Origin of the sequence: Paenibacillus sp. NPDC057967, assembly GCF_042887015.1 — a bacterium.
Classification (GTDB): Bacteria; Bacillota; Bacilli; order Paenibacillales; family Paenibacillaceae; genus Pristimantibacillus.
Map to the genome: position 1 here is coordinate 424,583 of NZ_JBHVQB010000002.1, position 15,411 is coordinate 439,993.

The window sequence follows — 15,411 nt, forward strand, 5'->3', positions numbered from 1 at the left end:
AGCTGCTAAAGAGAAAGGAGTGGTGGATATGGAAATGGTTTTTAAGAACTCTTCTTTAAATTACTTAAACTGCAGAATAATTCAAATAGCGAACTATTTCCATAGTATCAGCCTCCCTCTCGAGTTTTACTATTATGAAGTGTTAGAAAGCACCGATAAGGTGCTTTCTGAAATCATTGAATTGAAAAAACGCAAATGGAAATATAAATCTAATGTGCTAATAGAATCAGAAATGAATGATTTGGGTATTAATCCGATTAGAATTCCATTTAAGAAACTTATAGATATTAAAAATATTGTTCAGGAGCTGCTGGAGAGGAACGTGCCCGTTTTTTTATGGGTTAAAGCCTCTGAGGTCACACATAATCCAAATCTTGATCAGGAATCTAAGCATTCGATTATGGTGGAGAGTTATTCGGAAAAGGACGGATTATACCAAATTCGAGACATTCCTTTTTTCTCTGAGGTTTTCTATAAATTTAATGATCTTGCAAGAATGTGTGATGATATTCCCGAAGAAGTAAGAGGTTTATTATATTTTGAGTTTTCCATTGGACATTTGGATACGGGGATATTAGAGCGTAAACTTAAAGCTTATATCTGCAATTATCATGACAAGTTAGTGTTTTTTGAATATTTAAAGGATGTTTTTTTATTGTGCGAAAAAACGCACAACAATCTTAAAGAAGACTTTCAATACATTGATGACGCATTAAGTATCATCGCAGGTTCAAGGTATCTATTTGCTAATGCCTTGAAAAAATTCGAATGGAACGAAGTTTATTATAAACTGTTTATGACTATTTCTGAAAATGTTGAGAAACTAAAGATAATGATCTCAATAGGTTTAATGAGACAGAAATATGATCAGAAAAAAATCGTTCAAACTATAAATAAAATTAAAAAAATGGAACATGAAGCGATATTCCTATTGAAAAGCAACCTGAAAAAAAACGATGAAGAACTATACCGAATAACTTCGGACTTAAAGATTGATCCTCCGAGTAAACCATTATTGGATAAGTTTAATAGTACTAATATGAAAATCAAATGGGACGAATCCCCTGGACACATATGGGTTACTTCTTATGAGATCTATAAAGACGGTGAAGCAATAGGAACGAGCCGTCAATTACAGTTTAATATAACCGACATTGAACCAAATCATTCTTATGCTATCTCTCTTAAAGCGGTAGATATATTTGGAAACCGCAGTGAAATGAGCCTGGTAAATCACATTGTTATTGATACTTCAATTGATAACAGCGATTTTGCCTTATATAAAGGTGTAGTCACTTCTTCGGAGGAATCTATGTTGCGTTCCGGCGATAACGTAGTAGATGGAAAAAATAATACAAGATGGGGAAGTCTTCACTCTGAAGAAGTTTCCTGGGTTTATATTGATCTTGGAAAAGAAATGAATTTTTCTGCGGTTACTATTAATTGGGAACATGCGTATGCTACAAGATACAAAATTCAAGTGTCTGGCAACACTACTATGTGGACAAATCTATATGAAAATGAACTCGGGAAAGGCGGAATAGAAGAGATTACTGGTTTAGCAGGCTGTGGCAGATACATCAGAATAACATGCGAAGAAAAAGCTACAGCATTCGGTTATTCGATTTGGAATCTATCCGTTTATGCATAATATAAATATATTAGGGGGGCATAGATGTATACTTTAATATATGATTATATTGAGTTATGTGAAAAAGAGGAATTTACAGGTTTTCAAGACGAAAAAATTATCCAGGATGTACCTCTTTTTAATACAGAAGATAAGTACATTTGCCTTACTTTTGATGATGGTCCTCATCCAGAATATACCCCGCAAATACTCGACATACTAAAGGAAAATCAGGCGCAAGCTACATTTTTTCTTTTCGGAAAATTCGCAGAGCAGTATCCTTCCATCGTTCAAAGGATTTTAAGTGAGAATCATGAAATCGGAAATCATACCTACTCACATCCTACATTAACTACACTTGATTTAACAGAAATCGAACAGGAAATCCTTGCAGGAGAAGAAGCGATTCAAAAAAGCGTGAATTATCGTTGCAACTTGTTTAGACCTCCTTATGGCATCTTTGCTAATGAAATTGTAGAAAAAGTAATGGCTCTAGATTATAAGTTTGTTTTATGGTCCAGAGAAATACAGGTTGATGATTGGAAGTTGCCTGGCACTGAAAAAATGGTTGAAGAGGTTTTGAACAAGGCCAAAAATGGTTCGATTGTGCTCATGCATGATGCCGGCGGCAATAGGGATCAAACGGTTGAGGCTACAAAAAAAGTCATACCCTTATTAAAGGGGATGGGTTATAAGCTTATTACAATTAGTGACTTGATAAAGGTACATGAAAACCCATAAAAATTACATGTAAGGGAAAAGTCATTAAAGTTACAAAGGATGTATGAGCGGCCACTTTTCATTAACCCAACGATGATTTATTAAGAGAGTTGCTTGCGAAAAAAGCACTCAGTTTTATTCCTCTTAAAAATAGATAGTAAAACGATGAAAAAGCAGATTTAAAAATGCGATTATTGGACAACGATATTCTTTCCTATATTTGAAATATTTTATTCAGAAATCCTGGAGCGTCAGAATATGATGTGATCGCTGCTGTCAAATCTGCGTATGCGCATGAATTTATTTTACAGTTTTCGGATGGAGAGCGGGGCATAATGTTATTGGGAGGATAAAAATAAACAATTGCTATTGCACGAATGTTTATTGAAAGTGGCGCTTCGGTTATCTATCGTCAAAGATTTCGATAGAATTGTGTTTATTCATGAAGGTTCTAATGTTGAGAAAGGAAGTTACGAGGAGTTGCTAGCAAATTGTAAAGCGTTTTATCGACTGGTTCAGAAGAGCGGGATAGGGGCAGCTAATGTGTTTCTTTAAATGCTGGTTGGTGATGGTTTCCTGGGTACGGTGAGCGATTTTTATGAAGGAACTGTCGTCGAATTTGGCAAGCATCATGAAATTCTTTCAAAGTGCGATTTGTATGCGTCTCTATTTGAGAAAGAAAGAAGTGCCGTGGAAGTATTTCCTAAATGCTAGTCCCATCTACTGTATAGTGTACGTCTTCATGAAAGTAATAAATTAGGTTCGCCAGAGCATCTGTCTGACGAACTTTTTTTGTCTTCTAAATTTATAATTATTCGTAATGCCTAAAACACAACCATTTTTAACCTATAAGCAAACCCCCACTTTAAATTCAAAACTTCTTATAGAGGGAATGCGACGGATTTCGTTGACCATATATGTAAGTCTGTGGTAGGTTTAGAGCAGAAAATAAAATCATAGTGATATACTTGGGATTAGCCTGAAAATGAACGAACGTGAACCATGAATTGATGATGAATGAGATTTGATGCGAGGTGGATGTTGTTGCAACTGAAGGTGACGAACAGTCCGTTTACGGAGGAGCAGGCCGAACTGCTTAACAAGCTCCTGCCGACGTTGACGGAGGCGCAAACACAATGGCTCGGCGGGTTTTTGACATTTTATCGGGCGGGTGCGGCATCGGCCGAAACCGCGGCTAGCGCGCAACTCATTGCGCCAGCATTGGAGCAAGCGGCGCAAGCAGTGCAAGCTGTTGCAAACGTACTGGCAGCTCCGCGCGAAGCGACGATTTTGTTTGGTTCGCAGACGGGCAACTCACAGCGTCTGGCCGGCAAGCTGGCAGATAAGCTGAAGGGGCAAGGTTTTGAAGTGACTCTGTCTGCCATGAGTACCTACAAAACGAACGGTCTGAAGAAGACGGCGCATTTGTTTATCGTGGCAAGCACGCATGGGGAAGGCGATCCGCCGGATAATGCTCTGACATTCCACGAATTCCTATATTCCAAGCGCGCGCCGAAGCTGGACGGACTGAAGTTCTCCGTGCTGGCACTAGGCGATACATCGTATGAATTCTTCTGCAAAACGGGCATTGATTTTGACGAACGCCTGGCCGAGCTTGGCGCAGAGCGTCTGGCTGACCGCGTAGACTGCGATCTCGACTTTGAAGCGCCTGCCAACGAGTGGATGGCAAGCGTTATCGGCGCGCTTGACGCCGCAACCGGAACGGGAGCTGCGGCAGCAACAACTGGCGCTCTGGCTGTAGCCTCTGCAACAGCATCAGCAGAATCCGATTATTCGCGATCCAATCCGTTCAAGTCTGAGGTGCTGACGACCATTAATCTGAATGGCCGCGGCTCGGACCGGGAGACACGCCATCTGGAGTTGTCGCTGGAAGGCTCCGGCCTCTCCTATGAGCCGGGCGATTGCGTAGGCATCTACCCGGAGAACGATCCGGTTCTTGTCGATGCGATTATTGCTGCAATGAACTGGTCACCTTCCGAGGTTGTCGTGCCAGGGAAATACGGCGACGAAGGCACTCTTCGTTCCGCGCTTCTTCGCCAGTTCGAGATTACGGTGCTGACGAAGCCGCTGCTGGAGAAGGCTGCAGCTTTTACGGATAACCCGCAATTGGCTGAACTGATCTTGCCTGAGAAAAAAGCGGAGCTGAAAGCTTATACGAACGGACGCGACTTGCTCGATCTGCTCCAGGATTTCGGTCCTTGGAGGCTGACAGCCGCGAATTTAGTTTCCATCCTTCGCAAAATGCCGCCGCGTCTCTATTCCATCGCGAGCAGCAACAAAGCGAATGAAGACGAAGTGCATCTGACGATTCGCAAGGTGGAATACGAAGCGCATGGGCGCGCTCGTGGAGGCGTATGCTCCGTGCAGGTGTCGGAGCGTCTGACAGAAGGCGACTCGCTGCCGATATTTATTCAGCACAACCCGAACTTTAAGCTTCCTGCCAATCCGGAGACGCCGATTATTATGGTCGGTCCGGGTACAGGCGTCGCTCCTTTCCGCGCATTCATGGAAGAGAGAGAAGAGCTTGGCTCGGAAGGCAAGACATGGCTGTTCTATGGAGACCGCCATTTCGTGACGGACTTCCTGTATCAGACTGACTGGCAGCGCATGCTGAATGACGGCGTGCTGACGAAGCTGGATGTGGCGTTCTCCCGCGACTCCAAGGAGAAAGTGTACGTACAGCACCGGATGTTGCAGCAGGCGGCAGAGCTGTACGCTTGGCTGCAAGAAGGCGCGCATGTGTATGTGTGCGGCGATGAGAAGCATATGGCGCATGATGTGCATAACGCGCTACTGACCATTCTTGAGCAGCAAGGCGGACTGGACGCCGAGGCGGCGAAAGCCTATCTGGCCGAATTGCAGGCGCAGCAGCGCTACCAACGTGACGTATATTAATCGATTCGATAGAGCTAGCGCGTGCGCTTGAAGCGCAACGGTGAAAGGAGCCTGCAGCAATGACAAAGGGACATAAAGTAGAACCGGTCGGCGGACCGCCGAGCGACGTTGAGCATTTGAAGAAGGAAAGCAACTATTTGCGCGGTTCACTTGTGGAATCGCTGCAAAACCGGATTACAGGCGGGCTCTCCGAGCTGGATAACCGCCTGTTGAAATTCCACGGCAGCTACATGCAGGATGACCGCGATGTGCGTAATGAGCGCCAGAAGCAGAAGCTGGAGCCTTCGTTCCAATTCATGCTTCGCGTCGTAACACCGGGCGGCGTCTCGACGCCGGAGCAATGGCTCGTCATTGACGAGCTAGCCGAGAAGTACGGCAGCGGCAGCATCAAATTGACGACCAGACAAGCATTCCAGCTTCATGGCGTATTGAAGTGGAACCTGAAGGATACGATCAAAAGCATTAACGATACGCTGCTGACGACACTTGCCGCATGCGGCGACGTCAACCGTAACGTCATGTGCAACCCGAACCCGGAGCAATCCCAGGTGCATTCCGACGTCTTCTACTGGGCGCAGCAGATTACGACGCATCTGGCGCCTCGCACACCGGCTTACCATGAGATTTGGCTGGAAGGCGAGAAGCTGATTGACAGCACGGAGCTGCTGAAGGTCGAAGGAGCAGACCCGGTAGAGCCAATCTACGGGCCGGTCTATCTGCCGCGCAAGTTTAAGATCGGCATTGCAGTGCCGCCTTCCAACGACGTAGACGTCTATTCGCAGGATTTGGGCTATATCGCTATCGTAGAGAAGGGCAAGCTGGTTGGATTCAACGTTACGGTCGGCGGCGGCATGGGCATGACGCATGGCGATACCAATACGTATCCGCAGCTTGGTCGTGTGATCGGCTTTATCAGGCCGGAGCAAGTCAATGATATCGCGGAGAAGACGGTGACGATCCAGCGCGATTATGGCAACCGTTCCGTTCGGAAATACGCTCGTTTCAAATATACAATCGACCGCCACGGTCTGGATTGGTTTGTAGCTGAGCTGCAAGAGCGTCTCGGCTGGGAGCTGGAGCCGGCACGTCCGTTCCACTTCGAGAACAGTGGCGACCGCTATGGCTGGCAGAAGGATAAGAATGGCCGCTGGAATCTGACGCTATATGTCCAGAGTGGACGTATCGCCGATCAAGAGGGCTATCAGCTCAAGACGGGACTTCGCGAGATAGCAAAGATCCATACGGGCGACTTCCGTCTGACGGCGAACCAGAACCTGATGATTGCAGGCATCACTACAGCGAAGAAAGCCAAAATTATGGAGCTGCTTGGCCAACATGGGATTACAGATGGCGGCCAGCATTCCGCGATTCGCCGCAGCTCCCTGTCCTGCGTAGCTTTCCCTACGTGTGGACTGGCGATGGCGGAGGCCGAGCGCTACCTGCCGACTCTGGTTGATAAGCTGGAGCCGATTCTGGAAGAGGTCGGCCTGCGTGACAACGAGATCAACATCCGTATGACCGGCTGCCCCAACGGCTGCGCGCGTCCAGCGCTTGGCGAGATTGCTTTCATCGGCAAGTCGCCGGGCAAATACAATATGTACATGGGCGCCGGCTTCTCAGGTGACCGCCTTAGCAAGCTGTACCGCGAGAATGTGGACGAGAACGAAATTCTTGATACGCTGAAGCCGATTCTTCATCGCTATGCGGCGGAGCGTGATCATAACGAGCACTTCGGCGATTTCGTCATTCGCACGGGTTATGTGAAGCCTGTTCTCTCCGGTACGGATTTTCATAGCTAATGAAACGAATGCACAGCATAAGCACAGGACGAGGCAAGCTTCTCTCTTGTGCTTTTTTGTTCGTTCTTATAGTCGGATGCGGGGAGCCATGATATAACTGAGAGTAGACATACATGATGCTGTAGAGGAGCTAACAGGTTGAACGGATTTCATTCCCGTTCGGAGACAGAATGGCTAGTGATACGGCCACTGGCCAAACAGGATTACAGCAATTGGCTTCACGCATTTGAAGCGCGACATCCTTCCCAATCCAAACATGACCAGGGGAGGAGGGATATGAGCGAATGTACGGAGGAATGGTTTGAGCGGCTCGTGGACAGGCACCAGGAACTGGCGCTGGATGACAAAGCGTACATCTTCGGGCTATTTCGTAAAGCGGACGGTGCGCACCTGGGCATGATCGATTTTTCGACATTGGCGCGGGACGAATTTCAATGGGGGAGAATCGGATATTCTATTCACAATCAATATTGGCGGAAAGGGTATGGAAGAGAAGCTGTAATCGAAGCAATACATCTCGCATTTAGCGACTTGAACTTTCATCGCATTGAGGCTCATATTAACCTGGACAATGAGTTGTCCGTCAAGCTGGCGGAGAGTGCCGGCATGCAATTGGAATGCACGAGGAATGCGTTCCTGTACGAACACGGCGAGTGGACAGATCATCTGATCTACTACCGGAATGCGCTATTCTAATAAAGCCATCGCAGAAGCGTTCAGACCGCATACACGCACTTGCCTGAAGCCATCAGCGTTTTCAAAATTGTGCGTTTTCGCCTGCTCTGCTCTATAGTGGAAGAGTCCTTGATATGATATTGTTTGGTGAGATAGCATGCCAATCTAATATGTTGAAAAAGGTGGTTTTAAAAATATGGCTTCCAAAAAAGGAACCAAGCCGGGCGGATCGCGTTATTTTGTGGTATATACGGCTGTCATTATTGTTGTTGTCGTTGCGTTGTTTGTCATCAACCAGCAGACCAAGAGCGGGGACGTCAATGAATCGATCGGGAGTGCACCTTCGATTGTAGCACAGCCTGTGATGGGCGATGCCGCAGCCAAAGTATCCATCGTGGAGTTCGGCGATTACAAATGTCCGACATGCAAAGCTTGGGGAGAGATCATCTGGCCGCAGCTGAAGGCGGACTATATCGACACAGGCAAAGCGACATTCTCTTACATCAACGTATTGTTCCATGGCGAAGAGTCCAAGCTGGGCGCACTTGCAAGTGAGTCGATGCTGAAGCTGCACCCGGATCAATTCTGGGATTTCCACAAGAAGCTATTTGACGCACAGCCGGGCGCAGACCATGACAGCCTGTGGCTGACAGAGGAGAAGGTGATGGAGACAGCCAAAGCGGCTGTACCGGATCTGGATGAAGAAGCGTTGAAAGCAACGATGGCAACGGAGGAAGCGGCGCAGCTTGTTGCGCTTGACGAAATTCTTGTGAAGCAGTTCGGAGTAAGAGCGACACCGACCATTATGGTCAATGATGTGAAACTTTCAAATCCTCTCGATTACGAGGCGATTAAGGCCGTTATCGAGCAACAGCTGAAATAGGAGGTCAATCATGGAGCTGATGAGACGCAACGTCTTATATTTCGCTTGGCTGGTTGCCGTTGTGGCGACGCTGGGCAGCCTGTACTTCAGTGAGATTAGAGGATTTATCCCTTGCGAGCTTTGCTGGTATCAGCGTATCTTGATGTATCCGTTAAGCTTGCTGCTGGGCATCGCCGCTTTTTATGACGAGCATTCCATTAAGAAGTATGTGCTGCCGCTATCCATCCTGGGCATGCTGGTCTCTTCCTTCCACTACATGGAGCAGAAGATTCCGGGCTTTGCGGCTATCAAGCCGTGCACGCAAGGGGTTCCTTGCAGCGCGCAATATATTAACTGGTTTGGATTCGTTACAATTCCGTTCCTCGCACTGATCGCATTCACGCTTATTACAGTGCTGCTGCTCGTATTCAGGAAGAAATAAGAAAGGGGCGCTCTGCATGACCGGCAGCTTGCTGCTCATCGAAGACGATCCGTCTATTAGCGAGATGGTCGTCGACTATCTATCCAAAGAAGGCTACCATGTGACGACCGTCAATGATGGCGGCAACGCTCTGCGGGCGTTCGACGGAGGTCGCTACGATCTGGTGCTGCTGGATTTGATGCTGCCGAATGTGAACGGGCTTGATCTGCTGCAGCGCATACGTGAGCGAAGCAAGGTGCCGATTCTGATCATCTCCGCGAAGGATGGTGAAGTGGATAAGGCACTTGGTCTGCGGTTCGGCGCAGATGATTATATTGCGAAGCCTTTCTCTCTGCTGGAGCTGGCAGCTAGAGTAAGCGCGTCGATTCGAAGAGCGACACAATATGTGTCGGCGCCCGATTCCGTCCCGACTGCTGAAGAGGCAGGCCAGGCGCTGCTGGTGTGCGGCGATCTATGTATCGACCCGGATAACTTCACAGTGACGAAGCGGGGCGAGGATGTGAAGCTGACAGCCAAGGAATTTCAGATTTTAAAGCTGTTCGTCCAGCATCCGACACGGGTTTATACGAAGGCGCTGCTATATCAGTTGGTCTGGAATGATGACTATTACGGCGACGAGAACGTGATTAATGTCCATATGAGACGGCTGCGGGAGAAGATTGAAGACGATCCCTCAACCCCTCGTTACATCCGTACGCTGTGGGGAATCGGATACCGATTGGGGGAAGTCTAGATGCTGTGGCTGGCGCTTGGCCTTACGCTCTTATTCGCCATCTTGTATATCCGTGAGCGCTCTAAAAACCGGGAAACCCGGAATCATCTTCGTTATATCCAGTCGAAGCTGGACGAGATTGCCGCTCGTCCGGCTTCTTCTGTAGAACGAGTGCAGGTCATGACGGAGCTGAGCGAGCTGCGGGAGCTGCTGCGCGCCATCAATGATTTGCTGGATCGCGCCCGCCAATCAGCCTACGATTATGCGATGACGGAGCAAGCGATGCGCCGCATGCTGTCTAATGTATCGCATGATTTGAAGACACCGCTTACGGTCGTTCTTGGATATGCCGAGATGCTGGATCGAAGTCCGAATCTGGAGCCGGAGGAGCGGCGGCGCCTGCTCGGCCAGATTTACAAGAAGACGCAGGAGGTGCTTGCGCTTATGAATGCGTTTTTTGATCTGGCCAAGCTTGAGGCGAACGATTCGGAGATGGAAATGGCGGTGCTCGATATTGGGGAGCTGGCCCGTCACCGTATCTTGGCTTATTACGATCTGCTCGCTTCCGAGGGCTATGAGGTCGATATTGATATTAGGGAAGAGCCGCTTCAGGTATACGCGAATGAAGAGGCTCTGAGGCGTATTCTGGACAATCTGCTCTCGAATGCTGTCCGCTATGGAGCGATCGGCAAATATTTGGGGCTGTCCATCAAGCGGCGGGACGAGCAGATCGTCATTGAGGTCGCGGATCGGGGACCCGGTATACCTTCGCGCGAGCAAAAACGAATCTTCGAGCGGCTCTATACGCTGGAGGATTCACGGAATAAGAACGTACAGGGGAGCGGTCTTGGCCTTACGATTACGAAGCGCTTGATTGAGCGCATCGGCGGCAGCATAGCGGTTCAGAGCGTACCGGATATCCGCACAAGCTTTACCGTAACGCTGAAGGCGGCAGAACACCAAGCGGTAGCAAGAGCGGGAAGTAAGAAATAAGTAAGATTTCAGACAGAAAAAAGTGAGAGTCCCGCGATAAGATTAGCTCATAACGAAAACAAGCGGGAGAGTGAACACATGGCGGAATTAATCCGAACGAGGCTGCTAAGCAAAACATACGGCATGGCAGACGTCGTTACAAATGTCAGTATGAAAGTTCGCAGAGGGGAAATTTACGGTTTCCTTGGGCCGAATGGAGCGGGCAAGTCCACGCTAATGAAGATGCTGCTGAATCTGGTCAAGCCGACGGGAGGGGAAATTGAGCTGTTCGGCGAGCGGCTACTGCCGGGTACGATTGAGCCGCTTAAGCGGATCGGCCATATGATTGAGGCTCCGGTCTTTTATGAGAAGCTGACCGCGGAGCAGAATCTTGAGCTGCACTGTGAATATATGGGCTATCACCGCCCAGGAGCCATCAAGGAAGCCTTGGAGCTGGTTCAACTGCGCGGCATCGAGGGCAAGCCGGTCAAGCAATTTTCGCTTGGCATGAGACAGAGGCTCGGCATTGCCAGAGCGATCTGTACCCGCCCGGAGCTGTTGCTGCTGGACGAACCGATCAACGGCTTGGACCCCGAAGGTATTCAGGAGACGCGTTCGCTGTTCAGAAGACTATGCGATGAATACGGCATGACGCTCCTGATCTCGAGCCATATGCTTGCGGAGATTGAACAAATTGCGGATACAATCGGCGTATTGGATCGCGGACGCCTGCTGGAGGAAGTGTCCATGGAGAGTATCCGTAAATCCAAGACCGATTACGTGGAAATTTCAACGACAGATGTGAAGCTGTGCGCCTTTGTGCTGGATGACCGTTTGGGCATTCGCAATTACAAGATTGTAGGCAATACGGCGGTACGCATCTACGAGATGTCGACTACGCAGGAGGAGCTGTTCAAGGGATTAATCTTGAACGATGTTCCGGTGACCGCCATCAATCGGCGCCATCACTCGCTGGAAGAGTATTTCCTGAAATTGACACGAGGAGGTGGCGGACATGATGCAATTAATTAAGCTGGAGTTTAAGAAAGGCAGGATGACGGGATATCTATGGGGATCGCTCATTACGTATGGTGTGATTCTCGGGTTCCTGCTCCTCATCTATATGGTAGAGGGTCCTACACAAAATGAGCCTATCTTCCAAAGCAATGCAGAGATGCTTGGCCTGATTGACACGCTTATACGAGCTACGTTTCTTATTTATGCATCGGTTCTGTTGTCCAAGCTCGTGATCGGAGAATTCCAAAACAAGACGATGGCCCTTCTATTCGCTTATCCGGTGAGCCGCAAGAAGCTGCTGACAGCCAAGCTTTCAATGGTATTCGTATGGACCTTGGCTAACGTTATCATTGCGAATTTTCTTATCGGCACGATATTTCTGACGGTCAATGCCAACTTGGGCTATGTGCCGGATACAATTACATCTGAGTTGCTGATCAATCATGGGATTTCTATCCTAACCAATGCGATAGCAGCAGCGGGCATGAGCTTGCTTCCTTTGACGATCGGGATGAGGAAGAAGTCCGTTCCGTCTACGATCGTGACAGCCGTGCTGCTTGTTATGGTCGTATGCTCCAATAATATGGGCTTCAGCCTCGGCTCGATCATTGCAATACCGCTGTCGCTGGGTGCGATAGGTATCCTGCTAACGCTTCTGAGCATCCGAAATATCGACCGGGTCGATGTCGCTTAGACGGAGTGGTATTCATTCGTCAAGGCCGATGGGTGCGGCGTGAAATAGAAAGACGATCTCTTATGAGGTCGTCTTTTGTTATGCCTTCTGACTGTCGCCGTACTCAGCGCAATTGCGATACTACGGATAATTATCTTTCAATTCACACCATTCAAAATATTAGATTGACATCCAAAAATAACGGCTTGTATAATCTGTATATCAGATGTACATTAACTAATTTAATATTTTGATTATCACAAATGATGTACATTAGATGGAAATCAAATGCGGAATGAGGAGGTTGTATATGCCTAATATCGGGATTACCGGAATTATTCTCGTTGGGATTTTGGCGTTGCTGCTATTTGGACCGAAGAAGCTTCCTGAACTGGGGCGAGCTGTGGGGACAACAATTCGCGAATTTCGAAGTGGCACGAGAGCGCTCGTGGCGGAGGATGAGACAGGGAAGCCAGTAGAGCAAGCTGGAGAAAAGAAAAAAGAATTCTAATCTGTGAAATTCTGCAATCTAACTGATTGAATGGAGGAATCTTCGTGAATCAGAAAGACATCAATAATCTCGCTGGGGATATGCCATTAGCTGAGATGGAAGCGGGCAATTCGGTTGAACGCAAGGAAGAAGGAGCAATCAGCCGGAGAAAGATGCTTCAAGCGATAGGCATCGGCAGTGTTATGCTTGCAGGCAGCGCTTTATTTCCCAAGCTGGCCTTCGCCGATAGCGAAGTGCAGAGCAAGGATGATCAGAAGCTCGACAAGGGCGCTCCGTCCAGCATGCTCCAAGTGGCCAATGTACAAGCTCTCTCATCCATACCCAAAGGCCAATTGAAAGAAGGCACGCTTGTTTATGTAAGCGGATACTATTCGGCTGGCGACGGAGGCAGTCAAGTTGTTCGTTGGTCGCAAAGCAGCACCGTGCAGGCTAACGGGGGAACCGTGCATCACTCTTCGGGCATGAGCGGCGGCCGCTGGCTGACGATTCATAACGGAGTGGCGGACTTCCGCTGGTTTGGCATATTCGGGCCGAGCCAGAATGCCGATGACGCGCTGGATGCGATGGTGAACGATCCTTCCATTCATCGGATTGAAGCGCATACCGACTTGAACTTCACCAGGAGGCATGTCTTCCATCGCAGCCATATTGAGCTGGACTTTGGGGGTCATACGGTCACCACCGAGGGAATAGAGCTTAATACGAGAGACAATCCGTTTGGCGCGGTGCTGTTTTTCCAGGGCACGCAGGCGGGCGGCAGCCAGTCGGTTACGATTAGTGCCTCAATTCCGGAGGGCAGCGATGTGCTGGAGGTATCGAATGCTTCCGCGTTCCAGGTCGACGATTGGTGGATTGCGAGAATTAGCAACAATTCCGGCGGCGGTGCACAGCGCGAGCTGGATTATTTGGTCAAAGTGACGGAGATTCTCTCTTCCAAAAGCATTCGTGTCAATTATAAGCTGGGCTGGCCGCTCGCGGCAGGCAGAACGATTACCTATACGAAGATGAATCCGGTCTTTCATTGCCATGTACGCAACATGCAGTTTGTCGGAGTGCCTGTGCCTCACAATCCATCGGCTAGCGTACGTCCATTCGAGACATGGGATCAGATTGGCTCCAATCCCGTCGCTTACGAATTTGCAGTGGAGTGCAATGTGTCGGGCATTCGTGCGACCAAAGTGTTCTGGCCGGTCATCCAGCGCCGTTATTGCTCCCACTACATAACTGAGCAATGCGAGCTGATCAACCCGGAGGAGCGGGACTGGGGCGGTACGGGGTATTTGACCCAGCAGCTTAATGTACTCTACGGGCATGTCCGGGATTGCAATACGAGCAACGCCCGCCACTTGAATGACTTCACATGCGCGGCTTACAGCATGGTGGAGAATTGCCATGGAGACGGCGACGACTACGGTCCGTTCGTGACGCACGGCCAGTATGAGCATGATTTGGTCTACATCGGGAATTCGGGCCTGCTCTCGTTCGCGAACAGCGGCACGACCTGGGGAGACAGCGCCAAGCGGATTACGGTGAAAAAGCATATTGCCACGCGCATCGTCGCCAACAAACGGCTGACAGATCTGACCTTGGAGGATTGTTACGCGATCGTGAAGGAGGGACTCGCCAACTCGGGCTCGATCTGGGCCAACGTCGATGGGCTGCATATGCGCGGCTGTACGGCGGAAAATATGATTACGCTTTCAAAAGGCTCATCCCTCTCCAAGCGAAAAAACATCATCGACAGCAGCTCCTTCGGCATGCTGAACGGCTACGAGATTGCCCGGCCGATTCGCGCGAATACCGTCGGCTACACGCCAATTAACGGCGACCTGCATATATCGAACTGCGAATTTTTCAATGTAGAGGACGTCAATATCGGCAGTCTGAACAAGCTGACGCTGATCAACACCTGGTTCAAGGGCGCTTCGCCGACGACCGGCAAGGTCCGGGTAGGCACCAAGGAAATCGTCATTCAAGGCGGCGGCTTCATCAATTGCGGCTTCATACTGACCGGAGCTTGGGACAAGACGACAAGCGGCAACGCGGCGCAAAGTGTCACCTTGGGCGGCGGGGCTCATTTTAGCGGCACCAACGGGGAAAAAGCTTTTTTCAAAAGTACCGAATCGGGCAACGCCGTTACCTTTAATATCGGTCAGATCGTCAGCGCAGCTGCCGATGCGGATACCGCCCACTTTCATATCGAGGGCACGGGCAACCGGCTTCATTCGATCGGCGCGCACTTCAAGGGCGGCAAATATGCAGCGGACGACGGCGGCTTCGGAGCGGGCAATTTCTTCTGCCTCATCTCCTGCGTGGAGGAGGGCGTAGACCGCACGTCTCTGCCGGCGGAGGAAGGCGACACCATCAAGCATGGGGCTGCTTATAATATGATTTTTTAGCGGTCTAATAAATTCATATTCGTGACGGGTTATGGCGCAGTTCCTTTACAGGGGCTGCGCTTTTTGTATGACGGTTGGATTCC

The 15,411-nt window shown here is 49.1% G+C and carries 13 protein-coding genes; all 13 read left to right on the top strand.

Annotated elements, in window-relative coordinates; genetic code table 11:
• Positions 1-28: 28 nt before the first annotated feature.
• The 13 genes from ACFVSO_RS06395 to ACFVSO_RS06455 all read left to right on the top strand — a co-directional run bounded on the left by ACFVSO_RS06395 (position 29) and on the right by ACFVSO_RS06455 (position 15,328).
• Positions 29-1,651: a discoidin domain-containing protein gene (locus ACFVSO_RS06395; RefSeq protein ID WP_387471259.1), complete on the top strand. Its 1,623-nt coding sequence runs from the start codon at positions 29-31 to the stop codon at positions 1,649-1,651.
• Positions 1,652-1,675: 24 nt separating this feature from the next.
• Entirely contained in the window at positions 1,676-2,371 is a 696-nt protein-coding gene (locus ACFVSO_RS06400; protein ID WP_387471261.1) for a polysaccharide deacetylase family protein, read from the top strand.
• 1,023 nt (positions 2,372-3,394) lie between these two features.
• Positions 3,395-5,266 carry an assimilatory sulfite reductase (NADPH) flavoprotein subunit gene (locus ACFVSO_RS06405; protein WP_387471671.1) on the top strand — a complete coding sequence of 624 codons (1,872 nt, stop codon included), beginning with the start codon at positions 3,395-3,397 and terminating at the stop codon, positions 5,264-5,266.
• Between the two features lie 59 nt (positions 5,267-5,325).
• The gene (cysI, locus tag ACFVSO_RS06410; RefSeq protein WP_387471263.1) at positions 5,326-7,065 is read left to right on the top strand and encodes an assimilatory sulfite reductase (NADPH) hemoprotein subunit; all 1,740 of its coding nucleotides are present in this window, start codon (positions 5,326-5,328) and stop codon (positions 7,063-7,065) included.
• A gap of 138 nt (positions 7,066-7,203) precedes the next feature.
• Positions 7,204-7,761: a GNAT family N-acetyltransferase gene (locus ACFVSO_RS06415; RefSeq protein WP_387471265.1), complete on the top strand. Its 558-nt coding sequence runs from the start codon at positions 7,204-7,206 to the stop codon at positions 7,759-7,761.
• Between the two features lie 175 nt (positions 7,762-7,936).
• Complete coding sequence (locus tag ACFVSO_RS06420; protein WP_387471267.1) at positions 7,937-8,623, top strand: DsbA family protein; 687 nt, start codon at positions 7,937-7,939, stop codon at positions 8,621-8,623.
• Positions 8,624-8,633: 10 nt separating this feature from the next.
• The gene (locus ACFVSO_RS06425) at positions 8,634-9,044 is read left to right on the top strand and encodes a disulfide oxidoreductase (protein WP_387471269.1); all 411 of its coding nucleotides are present in this window, start codon (positions 8,634-8,636) and stop codon (positions 9,042-9,044) included.
• A gap of 16 nt (positions 9,045-9,060) precedes the next feature.
• The gene (locus ACFVSO_RS06430) at positions 9,061-9,777 is read left to right on the top strand and encodes a response regulator transcription factor (RefSeq protein ID WP_387471271.1); all 717 of its coding nucleotides are present in this window, start codon (positions 9,061-9,063) and stop codon (positions 9,775-9,777) included.
• Positions 9,778-10,749: a sensor histidine kinase gene (locus ACFVSO_RS06435; protein ID WP_387471273.1), complete on the top strand. Its 972-nt coding sequence runs from the start codon at positions 9,778-9,780 to the stop codon at positions 10,747-10,749. It begins immediately after the preceding gene.
• A 78-nt stretch (positions 10,750-10,827) separates the two neighbouring features.
• A complete protein-coding gene (locus ACFVSO_RS06440) occupies positions 10,828-11,760 on the top strand; it encodes an ATP-binding cassette domain-containing protein (RefSeq protein ID WP_387471275.1) in 933 nt (310 codons plus the stop codon).
• Positions 11,744-12,439: an ABC transporter permease gene (locus tag ACFVSO_RS06445; protein ID WP_387471277.1), complete on the top strand. Its 696-nt coding sequence runs from the start codon at positions 11,744-11,746 to the stop codon at positions 12,437-12,439. The genes ACFVSO_RS06440 and ACFVSO_RS06445 overlap by 17 nt, the downstream gene beginning before the upstream one ends.
• Before the next feature lie 289 nt (positions 12,440-12,728).
• Positions 12,729-12,929 carry a twin-arginine translocase TatA/TatE family subunit gene (locus ACFVSO_RS06450; protein WP_387471279.1) on the top strand — a complete coding sequence of 67 codons (201 nt, stop codon included), beginning with the start codon at positions 12,729-12,731 and terminating at the stop codon, positions 12,927-12,929.
• Between the two features lie 44 nt (positions 12,930-12,973).
• On the top strand, positions 12,974-15,328 hold the full coding sequence (locus ACFVSO_RS06455) for a hypothetical protein (protein WP_387471281.1): 2,355 nt from the start codon (positions 12,974-12,976) through the stop codon (positions 15,326-15,328).
• The last annotated feature ends 83 nt before the right edge of the window (positions 15,329-15,411 follow it).

What these genes read in the sequence shown, in the direction of transcription:
- ACFVSO_RS06395 (WP_387471259.1), top strand. Translation starts at nt 29, where the DNA reads ATGGAAATGGTTTTTAAGAACTCTTCTTTAAATTACTTAAACTGCAGA.
- ACFVSO_RS06400 (WP_387471261.1), top strand. Translation starts at nt 1,676, where the DNA reads ATGTATACTTTAATATATGATTATATTGAGTTATGTGAAAAAGAGGAA.
- cysI (WP_387471263.1), top strand. Translation starts at nt 5,326, where the DNA reads ATGACAAAGGGACATAAAGTAGAACCGGTCGGCGGACCGCCGAGCGAC.
- ACFVSO_RS06420 (WP_387471267.1), top strand. Translation starts at nt 7,937, where the DNA reads ATGGCTTCCAAAAAAGGAACCAAGCCGGGCGGATCGCGTTATTTTGTG.
- ACFVSO_RS06425 (WP_387471269.1), top strand. Translation starts at nt 8,634, where the DNA reads ATGGAGCTGATGAGACGCAACGTCTTATATTTCGCTTGGCTGGTTGCC.
- ACFVSO_RS06430 (WP_387471271.1), top strand. Translation starts at nt 9,061, where the DNA reads ATGACCGGCAGCTTGCTGCTCATCGAAGACGATCCGTCTATTAGCGAG.
- ACFVSO_RS06435 (WP_387471273.1), top strand. Translation starts at nt 9,778, where the DNA reads ATGCTGTGGCTGGCGCTTGGCCTTACGCTCTTATTCGCCATCTTGTAT.
- ACFVSO_RS06440 (WP_387471275.1), top strand. Translation starts at nt 10,828, where the DNA reads ATGGCGGAATTAATCCGAACGAGGCTGCTAAGCAAAACATACGGCATG.
- ACFVSO_RS06445 (WP_387471277.1), top strand. Translation starts at nt 11,744, where the DNA reads ATGATGCAATTAATTAAGCTGGAGTTTAAGAAAGGCAGGATGACGGGA.
- ACFVSO_RS06450 (WP_387471279.1), top strand. Translation starts at nt 12,729, where the DNA reads ATGCCTAATATCGGGATTACCGGAATTATTCTCGTTGGGATTTTGGCG.